Genomic DNA, 20,372 nt, shown 5'->3' with positions numbered 1-20,372 from the left:
CGGCGCGGGGGGACGCGCGGTCACGCGGGGGATTGGCGGACGTCCTTGGCCTTGACGAACATCACCCGGTGGCCGAACTGGATCTGGTGGTAGGTGAGCGCGCCGCGGATCAGCCGGTGGCGGGCCGGGTTGAACGTGGAGGCGCGCAGATAGGTGGCGGGCACTGTCATGCCGACGGTGTAGCGCTGCCCGGCGGGCAGGCGGTACTGCAGCGGGATCAGCGGCTGCCGCTTGACGTGTCTGGGGTAGGCGGCCCCGCCCGGGTACGCCCTGCCGTACACGGGGACGGAGGAGTGGCGGGCGGTGACCGTCCGGGCCTTCACGGGGACGGCGGTGGGCACGCTCGCGGGGTTGTGGAACCAGGCCCGCTGGCCGAGGTACCAGATGGCGGTCCAGTCGCCGCTGCGACCGGCGACGGCGTAGCGCTGCCCGGTGGACGCGCGGGCCGCGTGGTCGTAGACGCTGCGCGTGGAGCCGCCGCGCGGGTGCTTGCCGATGTCGGTGACCAGCGGCGCCCCTGGACGCGGCGCGGTGTAGAGCCACACCGAGGCCGCTCCCCGCGCGGGGCAGGGCACGCCGGGCCGCTTCTTGTCGCAGCCGGTGAAGTAGGGCTGATGGTCATCGTAGGACGGCAGGATCATCACACTGTCGGGAGCCTGCTCCGAGGTCGCCAGGCGTGACTCGCCGCGCAGCGGGTCGCCGGAGTAGAGGTCACCGCCGGAGGACAGGTCGTCGTAGGGATCCCGCTCCTCGTAGGTCTCGCCAGGTTCCTGCGAGTACGGCTCGTCGTAGCCGTCGTACGCCGAAGCGGGCGGAGAGGGCGGCGGCGCCGAGGCCGCCCCGATGCCCGGCCCCGAGCGGTGCAGCGGCGCGCCGAGCAGTTCGAAGTAGTGCGCCCAGTCCCAGTAGGGCCCCGGGTCCTCGTGCATGCCGCTGACGAGCTCGGGGCTGATCCCCGGGACGTTGTCGTGGCCGAGGATGTGCTCGCGGTCCAGCGGGATCTTGTACCGGTCGGCCAGGTAGCGCACCAGCCTGGCCGACGAGCGGTACATCGCCTCGGTGTACCAGGCGCCGCCCCTGGCCAGGTAGCCCTCGTGCTCCAGCCCGATCGAGCGGGTGTTGAAGTACCAGTTGCCGCTGTGCCAGGCGATGTCCTTGGTCCTGACGTGCTGGGCGACCTGGCCGTCCCGGGAGCGCAGGGTGTAGTGCCAGCTCACGTACTTGGGGTTGCCGGCGAGGCCGGTCATCGCCTCGTAGGTGGTCTCGCCGTCGTGGATGATGATGTAGTCGATCGCCCTTCCGCCCCGGGTCCGGTCGTGGTTGCCGTATGAGCCCTTGCCGGTCTTGCGGTAGGCGGCCGGGATCCACGCGCACGACAGCGACGAGGGGCACTCGGCCTGCCCGGCGGAGGCGGTTCGGCGCGGGCGGGGCGGCACGGCGACGGGGGCCAGTCGTACGGCGTGCCCGTCGTCGGTGGTGCGGGCCGCGCCCGACCTGATGGTGGCGAACACCTCGTCGGCGAAGTCGGGCGTGGCGTAGGAGGCCACCGCGTCGTACCAGGCCCGGGCGTCGGGTGAGAGGGGACGGCCGAGACGGCGCTGCCGTTCGGCGAGCAGGGCCGCCCCGCCGAGGATGTTCGCCTCCGCCTGGGTGCGCAGCCGTTCGGCGGGCAGCCCGGTCAGCCGCGCCGCCCGCCGCAAGGGCGAGTCCTGAGGCCGCTCGGGCCGCGCGGCCGCCCGTGGCACGGTCACGCGCAGCGGCCCTCGGCTGTCGTCGCCGCGCCGGTCGGCGACCCCGTGTCCCGGGCCGGGCGCGGGGGCCCCGTCCACCAGGTGCATCGGCCCGTATCCGCCCGCCGTGCTCGGCCGCCAGCCGTGCGTGTCCCACCGGGAGTGCAGGTACGACACCGCGAGCAGCACGCTCTCGGGCACGTGCTGCGCCCGGGCGGCCCGCTGGTAGGCCGCCTGGCGCTCACCTTCGCCCGGCCGGGCGGCGGCGGGCGGCGCGACGCAGGAGGCGAGGGCGACGGCGGCGGCCAGGAACACACGGCGCATGATTACTCCCCGGTGAGGACTAGCTACACAGGGTAGACGATAATGACCCATGTCCGCTTTGAGGGCTTCTTGATCGTGTTCTATGGGGAAGGGAGTGGAAGGGGAGATCTCCTCTAGAGTTCGGGCCATATCCTGCCCGGAATCGGGCAGAAGGCTTGGTATTCGTCGCTGCGAGTGCGTAATGTCCTGCGCTGTGTCCCATGCCTGGCATCCACATGAGGATCTGATCGCGCATCTGACCCGGACGAGCGCACTCGGCCGTGGCGAGGCCGCGCGGGTGGTGGCCGACGTTCTGACGTTCTTCTCCGAGCCGGTCGAGGAGTACGTCCGTCGCCGCCACGTGGAGCTGAAGGCCCAGGGGCTCACGAATGAGGAGATCTTTCCGAGGATCGCCACCGAGCTGCCGATGCGCAGGGTCGCCGCCCCCGCGCTGTCGCTACGGCAGCTCCGCAGGATCGTCTATGGGTAAGGAGCTGGTTCGATGTGCGGAATCGTCGCCTATGTAGGGCCGAAGGACGCGGCGCCCATCCTGCTTGAGGGGCTGGCGCGGCTGGAGTACCGCGGCTACGACTCGGCCGGGATCGCCATCGTCAGCAAGACGCTCAAGATGCGGAAGGTCAAAGGCCGGGTCGCCGACCTGGCCGCCGCCGTCCCCGCGCGCTTCAAGGGCGGCCTGGGCATCGGGCACACCCGCTGGGCCACGCACGGCGTGCCGAGCGACGTCAACGCCCACCCGCACCTCGACGGCGCCGAGCGCATCGCCGTCGTGCACAACGGGATCATCGAGAACGCCGATGAGCTGCGCGCCAAGCTCACGGTGGACGGCGTCACGTTCGCCTCGGAGACCGACAGCGAGGTGCTCGCGCACCTGATCGCGCGCACGGTCAAGGACACCGACTCGCTGGAGGAGGCCGTCCGCACCGCGTTGAAGCGGGTCGTCGGCACCTACGGCGTGGCCGTCGTGGACGCCGAGCGCCCCGGCGAGGTCGTCGTGGCCCGCAACGGCAGCCCGATCGTGCTCGGCATCGGCGAGAAGGAGATGTTCGCCGCCTCCGACGTCGCCGCGCTGGTCCGCTACACCCGCCAGGTCGTCCACCTGGAGGACGGCGAGCTGGCCACGATCAAGGCCGACGGCTTCCACACCTTCACCATGGACGCCAGGGAGACCGCCAAGGAGCCCCTCACCGTCGACTGGGACGCCGGGCACTACGACACCGGCGGCTACGAGCACTACCTGCTCAAGGAGATCTCCGAGCAGCCCGAGACCGTGGCCCGCACCCTGCGCGGCCGGCTCGACGACCGGTTCCACATCGCCCACCTGGGCGGCCTGAACCTCACCCCGCACGAGACCCGCGCCTTCCGCCGTGTGAAGATCATCGGCTGTGGCTCGGCGTACTACTCGGGCCAGATCGGCGCCCAGCTCGTCGAGGAGCTGGCGCGCATCCCGGCCGACGCCGAGCCCGCCAGCGAGTTCCGCTACCGCAATCCGGTCGTTGAGCACGACACCCTCTACGTCGCGATCAGCCAGTCCGGCGAGACCTACGACACCCTCGCGGCGGTGCAGGAGCTCAAGCGCAAGGGCGGGCGGGTGCTCGGCATCGTCAACACGGTCGGCAGCGCGATCGCCCGCGAGTGCGACGGCGGGATGTACCTGCACGCCGGTCCCGAGGTCTCGGTCGCTTCGACCAAGGCGTTCACCTCGACAGCCGTGGCGTTCGCGCTGCTGGCCCTGCACTTCGGCCGGGTGCACGACCTCTCGCCCGCCGACGGGCGGCGGATCAGCGAGGGCCTGCGCCGGCTGCCCGGGCAGATCGAGGAGATCCTCGCCAAGGACGCCGAGATCGCCGCGCTCGCGCGCAAGTACGCCGACCACACCGGGATGATGTTCGTGGGCCGCGTCCGGGGCTACCCGGTGGCCCGCGAGGGGGCGCAGAAGCTCAAGGAGATCTCCTACGTGCACGCCGAGGCGTATCCGGCGAGTGAGCTGAAGCACGGCCCGCTCGCGCTGATCGGGCCCGACATGCCGACGGTGGCGATCGTCCCGGACGACGAGTTGCTGGACAAGAACCTCACGACGCTCGGCGAGATCCGCGCGCGCGGCGGCCGGGTGCTGATGATCGGGCACCGCGCGGCGGATCCGAAGCTGGCCGACGACTGCGTCGTGGTCCCCAAGAACGAGACCGAGCTCGACCCCATCCTGCTCACCATCCCGCTCCAGTTGCTGGCCTACCATGCCGCCGTCGCCCTGGAGCGCGATGTGGACAAGCCGCGCAACCTCGCCAAGAGCGTCACCGTGGAGTGAGCCGGGACCGGGCCGTCACGGGACCAGCAGGCCCCAGTACAGGGCCCAGGGGACGAACACCACGCCACCGGTGACCAGCAGGCCGAGCCGTACCCTCTCCGCCCCGGACACGGCGCGCCCCGCGCGGCGCCAGGCCAGGGCGGAGAGGGCGGTCGCCGCGACGGTCGCCACGGCGAGCATGTGCAGCAGGAGCCAGGGCAGCGGACGGCCGGCGAGCAGCGGCCCGGGTTCCGCCGTCCTGCCGCCGGTCACCACCGCGTAGACCAGGTAGCCGGTCAGCAGCGGCCCCGCCACCAGCCCGCAGCCCGAGGCGACCCGGCCCGCCCAGCCGGCCACCGGCCGCCCGTCGCGCCCGCGCACCCGGCGGACCGCGGCCGTCGCCGCGTATCCCCCGAACGCGACGAGGAAGAGGACGAGCGCGGCGAGCTGGACCGCCACGGACTCCCCCCAGGCGGACGGCGGCGCGGGCACGGTCAGGGAGTGCTGCGGCGTCGTCGGCGGCAGCGCGCCCGCGACCGGCGCGCGCCCGGAGGTCGCGTCGGCGATCCAGGAGCCGACCAGCTCGGCGTAACCGGGGGGAAGCGTGGTCAGCCGGGTCACGCCGCGGTCGGGCGTCAGGCGCCCGGCGTGCTCGGCTCCGGGGAGGATCCGCAGGGTGAAGTGCCGGTTGCCGCCGCTCCGCAGCGCGCGGTCCACCAGCGGCGGGCTCTCGCCCGGCGGCGTGAGCAGGTCGTGTTCGCCCCAGATGGCGAGCAGCGGCTGGGTGACGCGGCGCAGCGCGGCCGCCGCGTCGTGCTGGGCCTGGGGGAAGAGCCCGCCGTCGGCCACCGCCCGGTAGATGGCGGGCACCCCGCGGTTCACGAGCGACCCCGTCACGCCCGCCCGGAGGTACGCGTCGCGCACGGCCCAGGTCTGCTGCCGCAGCGGCGGCATCCCGTTCCCGCCCACCATGATCACGAAGGCCACGTCCTTCGAGGCGGCCGCCGCCATCGGCGCGATCCAGCCGCCCTCGCTGACGCCCCAGACGCCGACCTTGGCGGGATCGACGCCCGGATGCGCGCGGAGGGTCGCCACGCCGGCCAGGGCGTCGCCCGCGAGCGCCCGGTAGTCCCGCTGGTACATCGAGTACCCGGCCGACCGCTTGTCGGGGACGAGCACCGCCATGCCCCGCAGCGCGAAAGCCGTCGCCTCGGGCATCAGCTTCTTCCTGGGGGTGCCGGGGCCGGAGCCGTGGATCAGCACCACGCCGGGCAGCGGGCCTCTGGGAGAGGCGGGGGTGAGGACTGTGCCCGCGAGCCGGGTTCCGTCGCCCGATCGGAAGGCGACGTCGGTGGCGGTGAGACCGGCGGGCACGGGTTCGGTGAGCGCCGGTTCGTTGAGCGCGGTCACGGTGAGCGCTGTTTCGGCGGGCGGCGAGGCCCACGCGGGCAGGGCCGTCGCGACGACGGCGAGCAGGGCCACGAGGGCCGGTAGGGCTTTCCTCATACCGCCGAAGCTATTTTGCAGAGACTTCTCTGCAAAGAGAAATCGGTAAATATCCGCCTGGAGGACTACGCTGCTCGTCATGAAGGACGACGCCGACCCTGACGCGCCCCTGATCCTCGACGACCCGGGCAGGCTGCGGGCGCTGAGCCACCCGCTGCGCCTGCGGATGCTCAAGCATCTGGGCCTGCACGGACCGGCCACGTCGACCACGCTGGGCGAGCTGTTCGGCGTCAAGACCGGCACCACCAGCTACCACCTGCGCCAGCTCGAACGCTACGGCTTCATCGAGGAGATCCCCGAGCGCTCGGCGGGCCGCGAGCGCTGGTGGCGGAAGTCCAGGGAGCAGCGTGACCTGCGGATGCCCCCGCCGGGAACGCTCCCGCCCGAGGACCGCGCGGTGCTCGCCGAGCTGCTGCGCGCGGGCTACGAGGAGGACCTCGCCCTGTTCCGGCGCTTCCCGGCCGAGTACCGGCGCGACCCGGCGTGGGCCAAGATGTCGCGCGGCCTGACCTGGATGACCGCCGAGGAGCTGGACGCCTTCAACGAGGAGTACATCCGGCTGCTGCTGCGGCACGGCCACCAGGTGGGGGATGCCCCCGAGGGGGCGCGCCCGGTCTACGTCCGGTTCTTCACCGTGCCGGGTGACACTGATCCGGCATAACCGGATGGATCGCTGTTTGTGATGATTTGGTGGCGTTGGGTAATGGGCTGATAGGGGGTGTTCCGGGGGAGGGGGCAGCGATGCGCCGTCGGCGGTTTCTGGTGCTCGCGGCCGGGGCGGCGGCCGTGGCCGGATGCGCCGCGCGCCCGGCCCGGGAACGGCCCCTCGTCGGCCGGGTCTCCATCGTCGCCTCCACCGCCGCGGGCGGCTCCTGGGAGGCGGTCGCCCGTGTGCTGTCCTGGGCGTTGCGCAGGGAGGGGCTCGTGCGCGACGTGGACATCGACTACCGGCACGGCGCCCCCGCCGCGGTGGCCACCGCCGCGCTCGGCGGCGACCGCGCCGGGGCGACGCCCATCGGCCCGGCGACCCCGACGCACCGCGCGGGCGCGCGCTGGCTGATCACCGGCGTGCCGATGCTGGCCGCCGCCGAGATGGACGACTCCGGCGAGATCCTGTCCCGGGCCACCCCGATCGCCCGGCTGGTGGGGGAGCGGGAGGTCCTCGTGGTGCCCGCGGTCTCACGGCTGCGCGACTTCGAGGGGTTCGCCGCCGAGCTGCGGCGGGACGCCGAGGGACCGCTGGTGGCGGGCGGGCCGCTGGGCGGCGCGGAGCACGTGCTGTTCGGAATGATCGCCCAGGGCCTCGGAGTGGACGCCCGCCGCGTGCAGTACGCGGGATACGGCGGGCCGGACGCCGTCGCTTCGGCGGTGCTCGGCGGGCGCGCCGCCGCCGGGATCGGCCCGGTCCACCAGTGGGAGCGACGGCTGGGCAGCGGCGACGCCCGGGCGCTGGCGGTCTCCTCGGCGGCGCGGGTGGAGGGGGTCGACGCGCCGAGCCTGCTGGAGTGCGGGGTCCGGGTGGACTACGCCGACTGGTGCGGGCTGCTCGGGCCGGGCGGGATGAGCGACGACGAGCGGGCGCTGGCCGTCGAGGTCTGCGACCGGCTGGGCGACTCGCCGTACTGGCGGGAGGCGTGCCGTGGCCGCGAGTGGATCTCGCACCACCTCAGCGGCGACGGCTTCGCGCAGTGGCTGGGCGGGGAGACCATCAGGATGCGCGCCGCGCTGCGCGATCTCGGCCTGCTCAACCGGCCCGACGTGATCCACGCGAACACGAACTGCTGGGGCGACTGTGTAGATCATCAGTAGCCCGAAAATTCGGACGGGGGCACCTGAAGACCCCTTTACTCCCTTGCGGCACTCTTGGTAGAGATGTCGTAAAGGGGGGCTCAAAGGGTGTCATCCACGTCCAGCTGGGTCGGACTGATCCTCGCCGTCATCGCCGCGGTGGCCGCGGTGGAGATCGTCCGACGCGTGCTCAAGTCACGGCTCGTCGGCCCCCGGTGGGTGCTCGCCGAACCGCTGGTACGGCGGTGCACCTGGCCGGGCTTCGGCACCGCGGCCATCGTGGCCGCCAACATCGCCTACGAACCGGTCGCGATCACGGACGACGCCGTCCTCATCGAGCGGGGGCTCGGCCTGTTCACCATCGGCACGGTGACCTGGCTGGTCATCCAGGCCGCGTACGCCATCACCGACGTGGTGCTGGCCCGCCTGCTCACCGTGGAGGGCGACGGCAACCGCCGCGCCCGGCGCATCCGCACCCAGATCACCCTGGTGCGCAGGGTGGCCGCCGCGGTGGTCATCGTGGTGGCGATGGGGGCCATGCTGTTCACCTTCCCCGCCGTCCGGGCGCTCGGGGCCGGGCTGCTCGCCTCGGCGGGCATCGTCGGCGTGGTGGCCGGCATCGCCGCCCAGTCCACGCTGGGCAACCTGTTCGCCGGGCTGCAACTCGCCTTCAGCGACGCGATCAGGCTGGACGACGTGGTCGTGGTGCGCGGCGAGTGGGGCCGGATCGAGGAGCTGACGCTCACGTACGTGGTATTGCGCCTGTGGGACGAGCGGCGGCTGGTGCTCCCGGTGTCCTACTTCACGCAGAACCCGTTCGAGAACTGGACCAGGCACAACAGCAGGGTCATCGGGCACGTGTACGTCCGGGTGGACTGGACGGTCCCGGTCGCCGAACTGCGCTCCGAGCTGTACCGTTTCCTGCGCGGCCACCCGCTGTGGGACCAGAAGGACTGGACCCTCCAGGTCACCGACCTGCTCCTCAACGGCCTGGTCGAGCTGCGCGCGCTGATGAGCGCCGCCGACTCGGCCAGCGCCTGGGACCTCAAGTGCGACGCCCGCGAGCACCTGCTCACCTACATCCGGGCCAACCACCCCGAGGCGCTGCCCAGGTTCCGGGTGCTGGACGACCGGGGGGCCGGCGCCTTCGGCAAGGCCGCCGCCGGCTGGGCGGCCGTGGCGGCCAACTACCCGGCATCGCCGGACGGGCGCGAGGACCGCGACGAGGACGGCGACGGGTCAGGCGGAGGCGACCGGCCGTAGCACCCGCGTGGCCCCGGCGATCAGCGCGGTGGCCAGCACCCAACCGGCCGCGATCAGCACGTTGGCCAGCCACTGCGTCCACCCGACCGGTTCCCAGGCCCCGCGCTGCTCGAACACGCTCACCGGGACCAGCAGGTCCAGCGTGTAGACGAACGCGTCGAAGCTGCGCACCTCCTCCATGTCGATCTTGGCGGGCGGCATGAAGCGGAACACGGTGGTGCCGATGACCAGCAGCACCGCCGCCCAGACCCCGGCCAGCCAGGGGCGGTAGCCGTACCCGACGATCGCGTCCAGCAGGCGGCCCCACACGCGGCCGGCCAGGCGCAGCGTGGCCCGGCGCTCGCGCTGCTTGGCCAGCAGCACCCGCCGGGCGTCCGGCTCGTGGCCGATCCTGCGGTACCACGCGGCGAGCTGTTCGTACGGCTGCGGCCGGTAGCCGTCGGGGTCGAGGCTCAGCCAGCGCAGCCGGTCGGCCACGCTCCAGTCGCCGCGCAGCGACTCGTAGACCAGCCCGTTCAGGTGGACGTGCTCGTGGTAGGCGTCCGGCCGGTCGAGGAGCACGCCGATGCGGGAGTAGCCCAGGTTGATCGCGCCGTCGATCGAACCGGCGGTCAGGATGAGCTCGTCCACCTGCATGTGGCTGAGGTGCAGCGCGCGGCTGCCGGGCGTGTCGATGTCGGCGCCGCTGAAGGAGAGCACGCCGTCGATGCGGGCGCCGCGCAGCCGCACGGTGCCCTCGGCGTGGAACCCGTCGCTGAACTCCACGGCGCTGGCCTGTAGATGGTCGCCGTTCACCGCCATCGGCCCGCTGACCTTCGCGCCGCGCAGGTACAGGCCGCCGTTGAACCGCCCGCCGATCAGCCGCAGCCCGCCGGTGGCGTTCAGCTCGCGCATGAAGGCGCCGCCCTCGACGGTCAGCCCGCCCGCCCACAGCGCCCACCGGTCGGCGGTGATGCCGCGCTCTTCCAGCTCGGCCGCCGAGAAGGGGCGGCGGACGTCGTGCTTGCTCACCGAGTTCTGGCCGCGCCGCTGCGGCGCGGCCACGTGCAGGTGCGACATCCGAAGCTGCCCGGTGACGCGGGCGTTGTCCAGCCTGATGCCGCGGTGGACCCGCGAGCCGTCCAGTTCCAGCAGACCGTCCACGGTGCAGCGGGCGCCGCGCAGGCGGTGCAGGTCGCAGCCGCGCAGCCGGACGCCGTGGACGCTGGCGTCGGTGAGGTCCACCACGTCGGTCAGCAGGCAGTTGAGCAGATGGATCTTCGAGGTGACCGTGGCGTCGGACAGGTCGAGCGGGCCGGTGATCCGCGCCCCGGCGAGCCGGAGCCCCGGCGTGCGGCCGGGTTCGGGATCGCGGACCCCGAGCAGCAGCGCCACCAGGACCTCGGCGCGGATGGTCCGCTCCGGGCCCCAGTCCGCGCCCACCGCCGGATCGTCGCGCTCGCGGTCGCCGACCCGCAGATCGACCCACTTTCCGGTGGGAAAGGCGTTCCAGACACGGCGCTCGGGGGGAGTCAATCGCCAGAACGGTTGCGATCTACGCACAGCCGGAACGATAACGCAGACCAGACCTTTTCATTAGATCAACCGGATGGTCCTGCCGATCCGGTCGAAGAGCGGCTGCCGGTCCTGCTGGTCGGTGCTGAGCGTGACGATGCACATCCTGCCGTCGCCGGGGACGTAGAACTGGGTGCCGTGCACGCGCAGGCCGCCGGTGGGGAACATGTACACGATCCGCACCGCCGTGCCGGGGCCGAGCGGCATCTCGCCGGCCTCGGTGACGGCCGCCCCGAGGCCGCGGAGCCGCTTCCGCGCCGCCTCGATGAGCCGCCCGGCCGGTACGGCGCGCTCCGGACGGCAGAAGCCGTTCAGGTTCGTGGCGAACCGCTTGGCGGACTGCCGCGCCGACTCGCGGTCCGACGCCCACACCGCGCTGTTGGCGGCCAGCGCCCGCAGGCTCTTCCTGGCCTCGCCGAGCGCCGTCCCCGACAGGCCGGCCCCGGCCAGCCCGCGCTCCAGGTCGTCGTTGGCGAGGTCGAGGACGGTCCAGTCGTCCGGCACCGACACCATCACGCCGTTCGCCGCCCCGCCCACCCGCTTGAACCCCTCGGGCGTCGTGTTCCCCGGCACGGCGAGCCCCGGCGGCGGCCCCGCCGCCCGCCGTACGGCGGGACCGGCGCACGACACCGTGCCCGCCAGCAGCACCGCGATCGCCATCGCCGCCGATCCCGGCTTCGCGGGCGCCGGGGCAGGTTGGCGCGTGGTCCGCCGACGCTCAATCACCGCGGTGCCTCCTCGACCCTGTGACCGGGGGGATCCTACTCTTTGTGTTTCCTTCGTCGCCCCAGGTATCCGGGCGTGGGAGGAGTAAACGCGGGCTGTCGTGGTAGGGGGTCGTTGGGGTGGTGGAGATGTCGCAGAACGCGATCGTGCGCCTGGGCCGATGGCTCGGCCTGGGGCCGAACCCGCTGCGCCGCCGCTGGGACCGGATCGAGGCGGCGGGCCGGGTCATGGTCCTCATCGCCTTCGTGGCGTCGGTGGTGTTCGGCGTCATCGCCGCGAGCGGCGCGTACCAGGCCCACGCCCGCGCGGCCGAGCGGGAGACCAGGGTCTCCTATCCCGCCTCGGCGGTGCTGCTGACCGACCCGGCCGCGATGAACGCCGGGCCGGCGGGCACCGCGCAGGGCAGGCCGTCGTCGAGCGGCTTCGCGCAGGCCCGCTGGAAGGCGCCGGACGGCTCGATCCGCCAGGGCACGATCCCGGCGGTGTCGAGCTGGCGGAGCGGGGACCACATTCCGATCAGGGTCGACGCCTCCGGCACGCCGGTCGGCGACCAGCGGCCCAACCGGTTCACGCTGCTGTCCGCGGTGATGATGGCGGTGTCGTTCCCCATCGGGGCGGCGGCGCTGCTGTGGCTGGGGCTGCTCGGCCTGCGGGCGGTCGCCGAGCGGCGGACGCTGCGCGACTGGGAGGACGAATGGAGCATCGTCGAACCCAGGTGGCGTAAGCGGATCATCTAGCCGTCCGGGTGGCGGCGGTCCGGCGAGCGGGTGCTCGCCGGAGGTCGTCGCGCCCGCGCTCAGCGATCCACCACCTCGTTCTTCGGGATGACCACGATGCCCTGCCGGGTCACGGCGAACCTCTCCCTGTCGTGTTCGAGGTCGAAGCCGATCCGCGCGCCGTCCGGGATGACCACGTTCTTGTCGATGATGGCCCGCCTGATCATCGCGCCCCTGCCCACCTTGACGCTGTCCATCAGCACGGAGTCCTCGACCACGGAGTGGGAGTGCAGGACCACGCGCGGAGAGAGGATCGTGCGGACGGCGAGCCCGCCGGAGACGATGACGCCGGGGGAGACCAGCGAGTCCAGTGCCCTGCCGACCCGGTCGCCGTCGTTGTGCACGAACTTGGCGGGCGGCAGCGGGTCGTGCCCGGTATAGATCGGCCACTGTTCGTTGTAGAGGTTGAAGACCGGGTGGGCGGAGATCAGGTCCATGTGGGCTTCGTAGTAGGCGTCGAGGGTGCCGACGTCGCGCCAGTAGCCGCGGTCGCGGTCGGTCGAGCCGGGGACCGTGTTGTCGGCGAAGTCGTAGACCTCCGCGCCGCCCGACTTGACCATCATCGGGATGATGTTCCCGCCCAGGTCGTGCCTGCTGGTGGGGTCGAGCGCGTCCTCGCGCAGCGCGTCGATCATCGACTGCGTCCGGAAGACGTAGTTGCCCATCGAGGCGTAGATCTGGTCCGGGGCGTCCGGCAGGCCGATGGCGTCCAACGGCTTCTCCCGGAAGGCCGCGATCTTGCGGCCGCTCGGATCGGTCTCGATCACCCCGAACTGGTCGGCCATCGACAGGGGCTGCCGGATGGCGGCCACCGTGACGTCGGCGCCGCTCTCGACGTGCTGGGCGACCATCTGCCGGGGGTCCATCCGGTAGATGTGGTCGGCGCCGAACACGATCACGTGCTCGGGCATCTCGTCGTAGATCAGATTGAGGTTCTGGAAGAGGGCGTCGGCCGACCCGGAGAACCACTTGGGGCCCAGCCGCTGCTGGGCGGGGACGGGGGTGACATAGTTGCCCAGCATGGCCGAGAGACGCCAGGTGCGGGAGATGTGACGGTCCAGGCTGTGGTTCTTGTACTGCGTCAATACGACGATCTTGAGAAAGTGTCCGTTGGCCAGGTTGGACAGCACGAAGTCCACCAGCCGGTAGATCCCGCCGAAGGGCACGGCCGGCTTGGCCCGGTCGCCCGTCAGCGGCATCAGCCGCTTGCCCTCGCCGCCGGCGAGCACGATCGCAAGAACTCGGGCCGTTGTCATAGCCAGGACGATAACCCTTCGATTCGCCCTCAAACCAACCCCAGTCGTCCAGGGTGAACGGCGGGCGGCCGGTGTCCCCGACGCCGGGGGCCGCACTAGGGTTTGGGGGTATGCGCGTCGATCTGTTGACCCGGGAATATCCGCCCGAGGTGTACGGCGGGGCGGGCGTCCACGTCGAGTACCTCGCCCGCGAACTCCGCAGGCTGACGGACGTCCGGGTGCGGTGCTTCGGCGCTCCCCGCGCCGAGCCCGGAGTGGAGGCGTACCGGACTCCGGGCGGTCTCGCCCCCGCCAACGCCGCCCTCCAGGTACTCGGCGTCGATCTGGAGATGGCCGCTGGGTGCGAGGGCGCCGACGTGGTGCACAGCCACACCTGGTACGCCAACTTCGCAGGGCACGTGGCCAAGCTGCTGCACGGCGCCGCCCACGTGGTCACCACGCACAGCCTGGAGCCGCTGCGCCCCTGGAAGGCCGAGCAGCTCGGCGGCGGCTACACGCTGTCGAGCTGGGCCGAGCGCACCGCGCTGCTCGCCGCCGACGCGGTGGTGGCGGTGTCCGCCGGGATGCGCAGCGACGTGCTCGCCACCTATCCGGAGATCCCGCCGGAGCGGGTGAGCGTGATCCACAACGGCATCGACACCGCCGAGTACGCCAGGGACGACGACACCGCCGCGCTGGAACGCCACGGGATCGACCCGCGCCGGCCGTACGCCGTGTTCGTGGGGCGGATCACCCGGCAGAAGGGCCTGGTGCACCTGCTGCGCGCGGCCCGCCACCTGGACCCCAAGGCCCAGCTCGTGCTGTGCGCCGGGGCCCCCGACACGCCGGAGATCGCGGCCGAGGTCACCGATCTGGTGCGCGGCCTGGACCGCGAGGGCGTGGTGTGGATCTCCGAGATGCTGCCGCGCCGCGAGGTGATCCAGATCCTCTCCCACGCCACCGTGTTCGTCTGCCCGTCGGTCTACGAGCCGATGGGCATCGTCAACCTGGAGGCGATGGCCTGCGAGACCGCGGTGGTGGCCACCGCGACCGGCGGGATCCCGGAGGTGGTGGACGATGGGGTCACCGGCCTGCTGGTGCCGATCGACCAGGCCGCCGACGGCACGCCGCACGACCCCGAACGCTTCGCCGCCGACCTGGCCGACGCCGTCAACGCGCTGCTCGGCGATCCCGCCCGCGCCGCCGAGATGGGGCTGGCCGGGCGCGCCCGCGCGGTGGAGCACTTCTCCTGGGCGTCGGTGGCCGAGCGGACCGCCGCGCTGTACGAGCGGGTCCGCGCGGCGAGGGGATGATCCGGTGATCTCGATCGGCGATGGCCGCGTCCGGATGGCGTTCACCGATCGGCACGGTGGTGTCAGCGGCGACCCGTACTCCAGCAGGAACCTCGGCGGGCTGGTCGGCGACGCCCCGGAGTCGGTCGCGGAGAACCGCGCGCGGACGGCGGGGGAGCTGGGGCTCGGCCCCGGGCGGCTGGTCTTCCTGCGCCAGGTGCACAGCGCCGACGTGGCCTACGTGACCGAGCCGTACGGCGACGACGCCCCGCCCCTGGACGGCGCGGTGACCGACCTGGCCGGGCTCGGCATCGCCGTGCTCGGCGCGGACTGCGCCGCCGTGCTGGTGGCCGACCCGGTGGGCGGGGTGATCGGCGCCGCCCACTCCGGCCGGCCGGGCACGCTGGCGGGCGTGGTCACGTCGCTGGCTGAGGAGATGTCGCGGCGCGGGGCCGACCTGTCGCGGGCGACGGCCGTGGTGGGCCCGGCGGCCTGCGGGCGGTGCTACGAGGTGCCGGCCGGAATGCGCGAGGAGGCCGCGCGGGTGCGCCCGGAGACGTGGTCCACGACGAGCTGGGGAACCCCCGCGCTCGACCTGCGGGCCGGGATCGTGGCGCAGCTCGGCGAGGCCGGGGTGACCGACATCCGCCACGACGCCCGGTGCACGATCGAGTCGCCCGAGCTGTTCTCCCACCGCCGTGAGCACAAGACCGGCAGGTTCGCCGGAATCGTGTGGATGCCCGGCGGCTGACCCCGCGTTCCCCCGCCCACCTGGAGCCCCGATAGGAGTGCGTGGCGGGGCGCGCGGTTGGCTAGTGTCGATATATCGCGTCTTTGCCGTTCGCGGGGGAGGGCTTTGATGGAGGGAAACCGGGGGCTGGTCGCCCGCGGAGTGCTGGCGGCCGCCGCCGTGACCGTGGCGGCGGCCGGAGCGTGGGTGGCACGCGACGTCCGCGCCGCGCTGGGGTCCGTGCCCAGGGGGTCGCGCGCCGAGCGGGTCCGCAGGTCGCCGCAGTTCGCGGGCGGCGCGTTCCGCAACCGGATGCCGGCCGCGATCGTGCCGCCGGGCGCCGGCGGCCGGATGCTGGCCGAGATGCTGTTCGGCAGGCAGCGGCGCAAGCCCGCCGTGCCGGTGCCGGTCGTGACCCAGCCGCCGGGGGCGTCGGCGGCGGCGGCGCCCGCCGGGCTGCACGCCACCTGGCTCGGCCACGCGACGACCCTGGTGGAGATCGAGGGCCGCCGGGTGCTGTTCGACCCGGTGTGGAGCGACCGCTGCACGCCCGTGCCGCTGGTCGGGCCGAAGCGGATGCATCCGATGCCGATGCCGCTCACCCGCGTGCCGCATCTCGACGCCGTGGTGATCTCGCACGACCACTACGACCACCTGGACATGCCGACGATCCGCACGCTGACCCGCACCAGGGCGGTGCCGTTCGTGGTGCCGCTGGGCATCGGCGCGCACCTGGAGAAGTGGGGCGTGCCCGCCTCGCGCATCGTCGAGCTCGACTGGGACGAGCACGCCACGGTCGCCGGGCTGCGCTTCACGGCCACCGCCGCCCGCCACTTCTCCGGCCGCTCGCTGCGGCGCAACCCGACCCTGTGGAGCTCCTGGGTGGTGGCCGGGCACCACAGGCGGGTCTTCTACACCGGCGACACCGGTTACTTCGACGGCTACTCGGCCATCGGCGCGCTGCACGGCCCGTTCGATCTGACGCTGATCCAGATCGGCGCCTACAGCCCCGCCTGGCCCGACATCCACATGACGCCGGAGGAGGCCGTGACCGCCCACCGCGATCTGCGCGGCGACGTGCTCATCCCGGTCCACTGGGGCACGTTCACGTTGTCGTACCACGGGTGGTCCGAGCCGGTGGAGCGGCTGTGGCGCGAGGCCAAGTCGAACGACGTGCGCCTGGCCGTCCCCCGGCCGGGCGAGCGGGTGGACATCGACGACCCGGGCCCGGTGGACGCCTGGTGGCAGACGGTCGCCGCCTCCTAACGGCTCGGCGGTGATCCGGCCCGGTAGATCTGACCGGCCAGCGAGGTCGTGCGCCGCACCGACTCACGCCACGAGGTGCCGGACGGGTGGGCGGTCAGCAGCACCATGATCAGGCGCTCCTGCTTGCCCGCCAGGCCGGTCGTGTGCAGCACCGGACGGCCGAGGTCGGGCACCACGATCGGGCCGAGCCCGGCGGCCGGGGCGGCGGCGGGCACGATGGAGGATGCGTCGCCGCCGAGCGGCACGCCGCCCGCGGGCGCGCCCGCCGTCCCGCTGACACAGCGGACCGGCGGCACGGTGCCGAAGCCCGACCACCCCTGCTTGACGGCGAACGGCCGGGGCACCGCGCTCGGGATGCCGAACGACTGGTCGAAGCCGTCCGCGCCGCACTTGGCGGCCTTGCGCAGGTGGCCGAGGATGAGCGAGCTCACCCTCGGCTCGGCGCGCTCCAGCAGGTATCGGTAGGTCGTGGCGATGTCGGACGCGCTGATCGAGGTGTAGCCCCAGAAGCCGGGCTTGTCGGCGGGCGGCGGGAGCGTGTCCTTCAGCCCTGCCCGCTTGACCATCCGCTGGATGATCCGCCGTTCCCCGCCGCGCCGCCAGAAGATAGTGGCCGCGTCGTCGTCGCTGGCCCGGAGCATGCCGGACAGCAGCGCGCGGTCGCCACGGGTGACCGTCTCGCGCGACTCCAGCAGGTCGATCGCGATGAGGATCTTGACCACGGACGCCGACCGGAACCTGCGGTGCGCCTCGCGCTGCACGGTGACCTTGCCGGTGGTGCGGTCGAAGACCACGTATCCGGCGGTCGTGCCACGCGGGACCTTCGGCTTCGGCGCCCGTTTCGCCGTGGGCGCTCCGCCGGTCGCGGGCGACCGCCCGGTGGCGGTTTCCACTGGGCTCTCCACTGGGCTCTGCGCCGTGCTCTCGACCGGGCGCGGGTCCCCGGCCGAGGGGATCGCGCCTCCCGCGGCCGGGCCGCCGCCCGCCGTCGCGGGGGCACAGGCGGCCACGAGCGGTACGACGGCCATGGCCATCACCAAGGGGTTCACTCGCCTCATCCGCACATACCTACCAGATCATGGCGAAGTCCGCCCCCTCACAGCCGACAGGCACGAAGCGGCCCGAGCGGGCTTCAGGACTCGCGTTCGAGCACGACGACCGGGATCTCCCTGCTGGTCTTGCGCTGGTAGTCGTCGTAGTCGGGCCAGGTGGCCGCCATCGTGCGCCACATCTCCGGCTTCTCCTCGGGGGTGGCCGTGCGCGCCCGCGCGGGGAACCTGTCGGCGAGGACCTGCACCTCCACCTCGGGGTCGGCCTCCAGGTTCAGGTACCACAGCGGCGGTGCGTCGGCGCCGCCCTTGGAGGCCACCACGAGGTAGTCGTCGCCGTGCCGCTGGTAGATGAGCGGGGTGGTGTGCTTCTGCCCTGACTTGCGGCCGGTCGTGGTGAGCAGGAGGGTGGTCGTGCCGTTCCAGTCGTGCCCCTCCGCACCGTCGGTCTGCTGGTAGCGCTCGACGTGTTCCTTGCCGTAAAGCATGGTCATAGACCTTTCCCCCGTGGTGTGCAACGTTCCATGGTCACCTACCCAGCGAGCGACGTCCCTCCCACTCGCCCTCCAGGGCGGAGTGCACGACCGAATCGCGCCACTGTCCCTTGGCCCTGACGTGGTGCCGGATGCGGCCTTCCTCGACCATCCCGGCGACGAGCATGGCGAGCTGGGCGGCGGTGTTGGCGGGGGAGCGGGCGCCCCAGATCCGGTGCAGGCCGAGCCGTCCGAAGCCGAGCCGCAGCACCAGGCGGACCAGGTCGGTGCCCATGCCGCGGCCCCAGTGGTCCGGGCGCAGGCCGAGGCCGATCTCGGCGCTGTGCGGGTGGTCGGCCTCGATCCTGATCCTGGCCACCCCGATGACCTGTCCGGTGTCCACCTCGACGACGGCGAGCAGGTAGAGGAACCGGGGTTCGGCCTCGGCCGCGGCGAGCGCCTCCTCGACGATCCCGATGACCTCGTCCCGGCTCTTGGGGTCGAACGGCAGGTGCTCTGTGGCGGCGGGGTCGCCGTAGACGCCGAGCAGGGCGTCGATGTCCCCGGGGTCCACCTCGCGCAGCCGCAGCCGTTCTCCGATGATCTCAACGCCGCGCATGGGGCAGACGCTAACGCCTCTTGGGACCACAGTGCCATAGGCGGGTCCCAGTGAATCAAAATATGCCGCCTTATATCCCCACATATGGGGTGTGGTATGGATTGACGGTAGTTTCGGGGGAGGTCGTCATGCTGGTGCCGGAGGCCGGATCCGGCGGGGAACGTTCGCTCCGGCGGTGGTGCCACGGGCGCGCCGTCCGGTGACGAGCCGCCGCGGCCCGGTCGTCGCCGGGCTCATGCTCACCATGGCGCTCGCCGCCATGGACCAGACCATCGTCGCCACCGCGGTCCCCGCCCTGGTGCGGGACCTCGGCTCCTTCTCGCTCTTCCCCTGGGTGATCGCCGCCTACATGCTGACGCAGGCGGTCTGCACGCCGATCTACGGCAGGCTCGCCGACGTCTACGGCCGCAAGCCCATGCTGATCGCCGGGATCGTGGCCTTCCTGGCCGGATCACTGCTGGCCGCGGTCTCCTGGAGCATGCCGATGCTGATCGTGGCCCGCGCGATCCAGGGCATCGGTGCCGGGGCGGTGCAGTCCGTCACGCAGACCGTCGCCGGAGACCTCTACCCGATCGCCGAACGCGGGCGCATCTCCGCCTGGCTGTCCACGGTGTGGGGCGTGTCCGCGCTGGTCGGCCCCGCGCTCGGCGGGCTGCTCTCCGAGTACGCCTCCTGGCGCTGGATCTTCTGGCTCAACCTGCCCGTCGGCGCGGCGGCACTGGTGGTCATCGGGGTCTGGCTGCGCGAACCGGGCGTGCGCGGGTCCGGCTCCAGCCGCCTGGACATATCGGGCACGCTGCTGCTCGCCGGAGCGGTCGTCACGATCATGCTCGGCCTCCAGTTCGGCGCCTGGTGGCTGATCGGCTGCGGGCTGATCCTCGTGGCCGCGTTCGCCTGGTGGGAGCGGCGCGCGGCCGAGCCGCTGATCCCGCCGTGGATCTGGCGCGACCGGATGCTGCTCGGCTCGTTCCTGGGCAGCGCCGTGGTCGGCATGGCGCTGATCGCGCCGACCGTCTACCTGCCCACGTTCGCCCAGGGGGTACTCGGGGCGAGCGCCGTCGCGGCCGGGTTCGCGCTGGCCGTGCAGTCGATGAGCTGGCCGCTCGCCGCGTCCTTCGCCGCGCGCCTGTACCTGCGCTTCGGCTTCCGCGACACCGCCCTTGCCGGGATCGTCCTGCTGCTGGTCTCCGGCGTGATGTTCGCGATGCTCTCACCCTCCTCGTCGGTCCTCTACGCCGGGCTGTGCTCGTTCGTCAACGGGGGCGGGCTGGGGCTGATCTCGGTGTCCATGCTGGTCGCCGCGCAGTCGCAGGTCGGCTACGACCGCCGGGGCGTCGTGACCGGCGGCGTGATCTTCTTCCGCATCACCGGCGGTGCGCTCGGCACCGCCGTGTTCGCCGCCGTCGCCAACGCCGCCCTGGCGCGGGAACTCGGCGGCCGGGCGGGCTCGGTGGACGAGGCGGCCCGCGCCCTGAACGGCGGCGCGGACGGCCCGCAGGTCGAGATGATCAAAACCGCACTGGCCGGCGCCGTGCACCAGGTCTTCCTGGTCATGATCGGTGTCGGGGTGCTCGGGCTGCTGGCGATCTTCGTGCTGCCCCGGCGCAGGATCGATCCGGCGGCGGCGGAGTCCTCCCCCTGACTACGGGGGCGGGCGTTGACACGGACGTTGATCCAGAGCATCGTTTGCCCCCAAGAAGCGCGTTCTAGAACACACTTCAATGGCGTCGCCCGGGGGGCCGAGCGAGGATGCGGTGAGA

At 72.6% G+C, this 20,372-nt stretch carries 18 protein-coding genes; 10 read left to right on the top strand and 8 right to left on the bottom strand.

What is annotated here, in order from left to right; translation table 11 throughout:
* Nucleotides 1-20: 20 nt before the first annotated feature.
* Nucleotides 21-2,054, bottom strand: coding sequence for a peptidoglycan recognition family protein (locus P3X83_RS06375; RefSeq protein ID WP_277303918.1), 2,034 nt, complete (start codon nt 2,052-2,054; stop codon nt 21-23).
* A gap of 181 nt (nt 2,055-2,235) precedes the next feature.
* Between P3X83_RS06375 and P3X83_RS06370 the strand changes: the two genes are divergently transcribed.
* Together P3X83_RS06370 and glmS are read left to right on the top strand one after the other, a co-directional pair.
* Nucleotides 2,236-2,523, top strand: coding sequence for a hypothetical protein (locus P3X83_RS06370; protein ID WP_346742684.1), 288 nt, complete (start codon nt 2,236-2,238; stop codon nt 2,521-2,523).
* Nucleotides 2,524-2,535: 12 nt separating this feature from the next.
* A complete protein-coding gene (gene glmS, locus P3X83_RS06365) occupies nt 2,536-4,356 on the top strand; it encodes a glutamine--fructose-6-phosphate transaminase (isomerizing) (RefSeq protein WP_277303916.1) in 1,821 nt (606 codons plus the stop codon).
* Nucleotides 4,357-4,371: 15 nt separating this feature from the next.
* Here the strand turns inward: glmS and P3X83_RS06360 are convergent, their stop codons facing one another.
* Nucleotides 4,372-5,841, bottom strand: coding sequence for a prolyl oligopeptidase family serine peptidase (locus tag P3X83_RS06360; RefSeq protein ID WP_277303915.1), 1,470 nt, complete (start codon nt 5,839-5,841; stop codon nt 4,372-4,374).
* Between the two features lie 79 nt (nt 5,842-5,920).
* Here P3X83_RS06360 and P3X83_RS06355 point away from each other — a divergent pair, with 79 nt between their 5' ends.
* From P3X83_RS06355 to P3X83_RS06345, 3 genes are all read left to right on the top strand, one after another.
* The gene (locus P3X83_RS06355; RefSeq protein WP_277303914.1) at nt 5,921-6,502 is read left to right on the top strand and encodes a helix-turn-helix domain-containing protein; all 582 of its coding nucleotides are present in this window, start codon (nt 5,921-5,923) and stop codon (nt 6,500-6,502) included.
* Between the two features lie 80 nt (nt 6,503-6,582).
* A complete protein-coding gene (locus P3X83_RS06350; RefSeq protein ID WP_277303913.1) occupies nt 6,583-7,650 on the top strand; it encodes a tripartite tricarboxylate transporter substrate-binding protein in 1,068 nt (355 codons plus the stop codon).
* An 87-nt stretch (nt 7,651-7,737) separates the two neighbouring features.
* A complete protein-coding gene (locus P3X83_RS06345; protein ID WP_277303912.1) occupies nt 7,738-8,892 on the top strand; it encodes a mechanosensitive ion channel domain-containing protein in 1,155 nt (384 codons plus the stop codon).
* Here P3X83_RS06345 and P3X83_RS06340 read toward each other — a convergent pair.
* Entirely contained in the window at nt 8,869-10,434 is a 1,566-nt protein-coding gene (locus tag P3X83_RS06340) for a hypothetical protein (RefSeq protein ID WP_277303911.1), read from the bottom strand. The genes P3X83_RS06345 and P3X83_RS06340 overlap by 24 nt on opposite strands.
* Nucleotides 10,435-10,467: 33 nt before the next feature.
* The gene (locus P3X83_RS06335) at nt 10,468-11,106 is read right to left on the bottom strand and encodes a hypothetical protein (protein ID WP_277303910.1); all 639 of its coding nucleotides are present in this window, start codon (nt 11,104-11,106) and stop codon (nt 10,468-10,470) included.
* A 194-nt stretch (nt 11,107-11,300) separates the two neighbouring features.
* Between P3X83_RS06335 and P3X83_RS06330 the strand changes: the two genes are divergently transcribed.
* Nucleotides 11,301-11,909, top strand: a complete 609-nt coding sequence (locus P3X83_RS06330) for a hypothetical protein (RefSeq protein WP_277303909.1) — start codon at nt 11,301-11,303, stop codon at nt 11,907-11,909.
* Between the two features lie 59 nt (nt 11,910-11,968).
* Here the strand turns inward: P3X83_RS06330 and glgC are convergent, their stop codons facing one another.
* Nucleotides 11,969-13,204 (bottom strand): glucose-1-phosphate adenylyltransferase, encoded by a 1,236-nt coding sequence (gene glgC / locus P3X83_RS06325; protein ID WP_277303908.1) that lies wholly within the window; start codon nt 13,202-13,204, stop codon nt 11,969-11,971.
* A 110-nt stretch (nt 13,205-13,314) separates the two neighbouring features.
* On the opposite strand from glgC, the gene glgA reads away from it, so the two are divergent.
* From glgA to P3X83_RS06310, 3 genes are all read left to right on the top strand, one after another.
* Nucleotides 13,315-14,496: a glycogen synthase gene (gene glgA / locus P3X83_RS06320; RefSeq protein ID WP_277303907.1), complete on the top strand. Its 1,182-nt coding sequence runs from the start codon at nt 13,315-13,317 to the stop codon at nt 14,494-14,496.
* Between the two features lie 34 nt (nt 14,497-14,530).
* Entirely contained in the window at nt 14,531-15,226 is a 696-nt protein-coding gene (gene pgeF, locus P3X83_RS06315; RefSeq protein WP_277304115.1) for a peptidoglycan editing factor PgeF, read from the top strand.
* A 108-nt stretch (nt 15,227-15,334) separates the two neighbouring features.
* Complete coding sequence (locus tag P3X83_RS06310) at nt 15,335-16,471, top strand: MBL fold metallo-hydrolase (RefSeq protein WP_277303906.1); 1,137 nt, start codon at nt 15,335-15,337, stop codon at nt 16,469-16,471.
* Here the strand turns inward: P3X83_RS06310 and P3X83_RS06305 are convergent.
* The 3 genes from P3X83_RS06305 to P3X83_RS06295 form a co-directional block, all read right to left on the bottom strand.
* Nucleotides 16,468-17,520 carry a hypothetical protein gene (locus P3X83_RS06305; RefSeq protein ID WP_277303905.1) on the bottom strand — a complete coding sequence of 351 codons (1,053 nt, stop codon included), beginning with the start codon at nt 17,518-17,520 and terminating at the stop codon, nt 16,468-16,470. The genes P3X83_RS06310 and P3X83_RS06305 overlap by 4 nt on opposite strands.
* A gap of 83 nt (nt 17,521-17,603) precedes the next feature.
* Entirely contained in the window at nt 17,604-18,008 is a 405-nt protein-coding gene (locus tag P3X83_RS06300) for a nitroreductase family deazaflavin-dependent oxidoreductase (protein WP_277304114.1), read from the bottom strand.
* Nucleotides 18,009-18,048: 40 nt separating this feature from the next.
* Complete coding sequence (locus P3X83_RS06295) at nt 18,049-18,612, bottom strand: GNAT family protein (protein ID WP_277303904.1); 564 nt, start codon at nt 18,610-18,612, stop codon at nt 18,049-18,051.
* A gap of 175 nt (nt 18,613-18,787) precedes the next feature.
* Here P3X83_RS06295 and P3X83_RS06290 point away from each other — a divergent pair, with 175 nt between their 5' ends.
* Nucleotides 18,788-20,254, top strand: coding sequence for an MDR family MFS transporter (locus P3X83_RS06290; RefSeq protein ID WP_277303903.1), 1,467 nt, complete (start codon nt 18,788-18,790; stop codon nt 20,252-20,254).
* Nucleotides 20,255-20,372: the final 118 nt, after the last annotated feature.

The organism is Spongiactinospora sp. TRM90649 (assembly GCF_029382225.1).
Classification (GTDB): Bacteria; Actinomycetota; Actinomycetes; order Streptosporangiales; family Streptosporangiaceae; genus Spongiactinospora.
The sequence above is the reverse complement of the archived record's forward strand: the minus strand, read 5'-3'. Positions and strand labels throughout refer to the sequence as shown.